At 44.5% G+C, this 4,469-nt stretch carries 2 protein-coding genes and 1 pseudogene; all 3 read left to right on the top strand.

Translation table 11 applies throughout. From position 1 onward, the window contains the following. Nucleotides 1–83 precede the first annotated feature (83 nt). A pseudogene (locus N4310_RS07665) lies at nt 84–624 on the top strand (HAD-IA family hydrolase). After that, nucleotides 617–2,566 carry a DNA topoisomerase (ATP-hydrolyzing) subunit B gene (gene gyrB, locus N4310_RS07660; protein WP_262092710.1) on the top strand — a complete coding sequence of 650 codons (1,950 nt, stop codon included), beginning with the start codon at nt 617–619 and terminating at the stop codon, nt 2,564–2,566. The pseudogene N4310_RS07665 and the gene gyrB overlap by 8 nt, the downstream one beginning before the upstream one ends. Nucleotides 2,567–2,655: 89 nt before the next feature. After that, entirely contained in the window at nt 2,656–4,383 is a 1,728-nt protein-coding gene (ezrA, locus tag N4310_RS07655; RefSeq protein WP_262092709.1) for a septation ring formation regulator EzrA, read from the top strand. Nucleotides 4,384–4,469: the final 86 nt, after the last annotated feature.

Below are 4,469 nucleotides of genomic sequence, written 5' to 3'. Positions count from 1 at the left end.
AAAGCAACCATTAGCCCTAGGAAAGCCCTTCTAAGGGCTTTTTTAGGCTGGCTGACTCCTCTAAAATATGGTATAATGAAGCAATGCAATTTCAGAGTTTTATTTGGGATTTGGGAGGGACCTTGTTGGACAATTATGTTTCCTCCAGCCAAGCTGGCTGATATCTATACCAGTCTCAAGGAGGCAACAGATGTTGCTGTTCTTCGGTATGCCACGGGTATTCCCGATTTCCGTCGTAAATATCGCTTGGAAGAAGCCAAAGAACTGACGCGGCCGGTTCTATTTCCAGGAATCCCTCAGCTGTTGGAGACGCTTCAGACAGCTGGAGCTCAGCACTTTTTAGTCTCACATCGAGATCAACAAGTTATAGAAATTTTACAAGCAACAGGTATTTTGTCCTATTTCACAGAAGTTGTGACATCGGATCAAGGCTTTGCACGGAAACCGAGTCCAGAGGCCTTTCTTTATTTGAAAGACAAGTATGGTTTAGATAAGACTCTGGTTATTGGAGATCGGCCGATGGATATGATTGCAGGTCAGAATGCGGGGATGGCGACCTATCTGTTTGATAGTGCTTCCCAGTTGGCGGAGTTTATAAAAAGAGTGGAGGAGTCAGATGTTTGACGCCAAAGATAAAAAACAGAATGCCCAGGAGTATGATGCTAGTCAGATCCAGGTCCTAGAGGGGTTAGAAGCCGTTCGGATGCGGCCTGGTATGTATATTGGTTCTACGTCCAAGGAAGGGCTGCACCACCTGGTTTGGGAAATTGTCGATAATTCCATCGATGAGGCCCTAGCTGGTTTTGCCAAGCATGTACAAGTATTTATTGAACCTGATGATTCCATTACCGTTATTGACGATGGTCGGGGGATCCCAGTTGATATTCAGGAAAAAACCGGCCGTCCTGCGGTGGAGACGGTTTTTACCGTTTTGCATGCAGGTGGAAAGTTTGGCGGCGGCGGTTACAAGGTTTCCGGAGGTCTCCACGGGGTGGGATCTTCTGTTGTTAATGCTCTGTCGACCCAATTGGATGTGAAGGTCTACAAGAATGGTCAGGTTTACTACCAGGAGTACAAACGTGGGGTTGTTGTAGCGGATTTGAAGGTGATTGACCAGACCGATCGAACTGGGACAACGGTTCATTTTACACCTGATCCAGAAATTTTCACTGAAACCACTGTTTATGATTTTGATAAATTAAATAAGCGAATCCAGGAATTGGCCTTCTTGAATCGTGGCTTGGCGATCTCGCTTGAGGACAAGCGGGAGGGGCAAGAGCAGCGCAAGGATTATCTCTACGAGGGTGGAATTGCGAGTTATGTGTCTTATATCAACGAGAATAAGGATCTGTTGTTTGAAGAGCCTATCTATACGGAAGGTGAGCTGGATGGGATTACCGTTGAGGTGGCCATGCAGTACACGGGTGGCTTCCACAGTACCTTGATGAGTTTTGCCAACAATATTCATACGCATGAGGGGGGAACCCATGAACAGGGCTTCCGGACGGCTTTGACCCGGGTTATCAATGACTATGCGAAGAAGAATAAGATTCTCAAGGAAAAGGATGAAAATCTGACGGGTGATGATGTTCGGGAAGGCTTGACGGCTGTTATTTCCGTTAAGCATCCAAATCCACAATTTGAGGGGCAAACCAAAACCAAATTGGGGAATAGTGAGGTTGTGAAAATCACCAATCGTCTGTTTGCAGAGGCGTTTACAACCTTCCTCCTCGAGAATCCCCAAATTGCCAAGCGGATTGTTGAAAAAGGAATCCTGGCGTCTAAGGCGCGGATTGCGGCCAAACGGGCTCGCGAGGTAACGCGTAAAAAATCTGGTCTGGAGATTTCCAACCTGCCTGGAAAATTGGCCGATTGTTCTTCCAATGACCCCGAACAAACAGAGCTGTTTATTGTTGAGGGAGATTCTGCGGGTGGTTCCGCCAAGTCTGGCCGTAACCGGGAATTCCAAGCGATTTTGCCGATTCGGGGGAAAATCCTCAATGTTGAAAAAGCGAGCATGGATAAAATTTTGGCCAATGAGGAAATCCGTTCCCTTTTTACAGCTATGGGAACAGGCTTTGCAGATGATTTTGAAGTGGCCAAGGCCCGTTACCACAAGTTAGTCATTATGACAGATGCGGACGTGGATGGGGCCCATATCCGGACCCTATTGTTGACCTTGATTTACCGTTATATGCGTCCCGTTTTGGAAGCTGGCTACGTCTACATCGCACAGCCACCTATCTACGGAGTCAAGGTTGGCAGTGAAATTAAGGAATATATCCAACCTGGTCCCAATCAGGAGCAGGAGCTGCAGGCAGCCTTGGAACGTTATGGGACTGGTCGTTCAAAACCGACCGTTCAACGGTATAAAGGATTAGGGGAAATGGATGACCATCAATTGTGGGAAACAACCATGAATCCTGAGCATCGGTTGATGGCACGGGTTTCTGTTGATGATGCCGCTGAGGCTGATCGGGTCTTTGATATGCTGATGGGAGACCGGGTTGAGCCACGCCGAGAGTTTATTGAAGCCAATGCGGTTTATTCAACTTTGGATGTATAAAGAAATTAGTGGATTTCTAGGATTTTCGAGTCAATCTATGGTATAATCAGTTTTGTTTGTTTACAAGTATTAAATTTAAGGAGTATGGGATGTCTAGTGGGTTGATTATACTGGTCATTGTAATCGTTGTATTATTAATCGTGGCCTATATTGTGGCCATTTTGCTGCGGAAGAGGAATGATACCCTCCTGGCCAAATTAGAAGAAAGAAAAACAGAGCTCTTTAATTTACCAGTCAACGAGGATATGGAGCGTGTGAAAAACATGCACTTGATTGGTCAGAGTCAGGTTAATTTCCGGGAATGGAACCAGAAGTGGATGGATATTTCCCTCAATTCTTTTGCGGCCATTGAAACTGACTTATTTGAAGCAGAGGCTTATAACAATTCTTTCCGTTTTTTGAAAACCAATCAGACCATTGGTAGTATTGAAAGCCAATTGAATTTAGTCTCCGAAGATGTGCAAGCGATTCGGCAAGCCGTTCTAGAATTGGAGCAGCAGGAGGCAGAAAATAGTGGCCGAGTGCTTCATGCCTTGGATCTGTTTGAAAAATTACAAGAGACCATTGATAAAAACGAGGAGCAATATGGCCAAGCGCTTCCAGAAATTCGGACTCAGATGGAACACATCGAGTCAGAATTTAGTCGCTTTGTGAAATTAAATTCATCGGGTGACCCTGTTGAAGCTGCAGAAGTTTTGGATAAAACGGAAAATTATATCATCGCACTTTCGCAAATCGTTGAAGGAGTTCCGGCTCTGGTTGAACAGTTGGAAAACAATCTACCAGACCAATTGGAAGATTTGGAAACCGGTTATCGGAAGCTTTTGGAAGAGGATTACCATTTCCAAGAGACCGATATCGAAGCCCGCTTCCAGCAGTTGCACTCGCGTTTGCAAAAAAATGGCGCCAACCTCAAATCCTTGGAATTGGATAATACCCAGTTTGAAAATGAGATGATCCAGGAAGACATTGATGGTCTCTATGCCATTTTCACCAAGGAAATGGATGCCAAGACGGAAGTTGATAAGTTGATTCAAAGCCTACCAAACTACCTTCGTCATACGCAATTCAACAACCAAAATCTCATGGATGAGGCAGAACGTTTGTCTCGGCACTACATTGTGAAGGAATCTGGCATTCGTCAAATCCAAGAGTTGCAAAGTGAATTGATTGCTATGGAAAAACTCGTTATGAGTCGGGTTGATGAGAGCCAGCATGCGGATGAAATTCCATTTTCACAAGTTTTGGAAGAGCTGGAAGATAGCCGGGAACGTTTGGAAAAAATTGAAGATGTGCAAATAGAGTTGGGTGATAGCTTGGCGCAAATTGAAAAAGATGACAGCACTGCTCGTCAGAAAGTCAGCATTGCTGTTAATAAATTGCATACCATCAAGCGTTACATGGAAAAACGCAAGCTACCAGGGATTCCTCAATCCTTCCTAAGCTTGTTCTTTACAGCCAGTCATAACGCTGAAGATCTGCTCAATGAACTAGACAATGAGCGCGTAGATGTCGAATCTGTTAATCGCTTATTGGAAATTTTGAACCAAGATATGGTGGAATTGGAAGCTGAAGCCTACACAATCGTGGGCAATGCAACCTTGACCGAGCAACTCTTGCAGTATTCAAACCGTTACCGTTCTTTCGACGAGAATGTTCAAGCGGCTTTCCAAGCCTCTTTGCAGATTTTTGAAGAAGAGTTTGACTATCAAGCTTCCTTCCAACGGATTTCAGAAGCCTTGGAAACAGTGGAGCCAGGTGTAACCGATCGTTTTGTCAAGTCATATGAGAAAACACGGGAAAAAATCTTATTTTAATAGTTAAATGGTTCTATAATAAGTTGTGTGGAAAGCTTGCTCTCCATGCAACTTTTTTTGTAATTCAGAGTGCAAAAAAAAAGCAA

The sequence above is a fragment of the Streptococcus danieliae genome, assembly GCF_025447695.1.
GTDB classification, from domain to species: Bacteria; Bacillota; Bacilli; order Lactobacillales; family Streptococcaceae; genus Streptococcus; species Streptococcus danieliae.
Note: the sequence above shows the minus strand (reverse complement) of the source record. Positions and strands in the feature narration are given on the sequence as shown.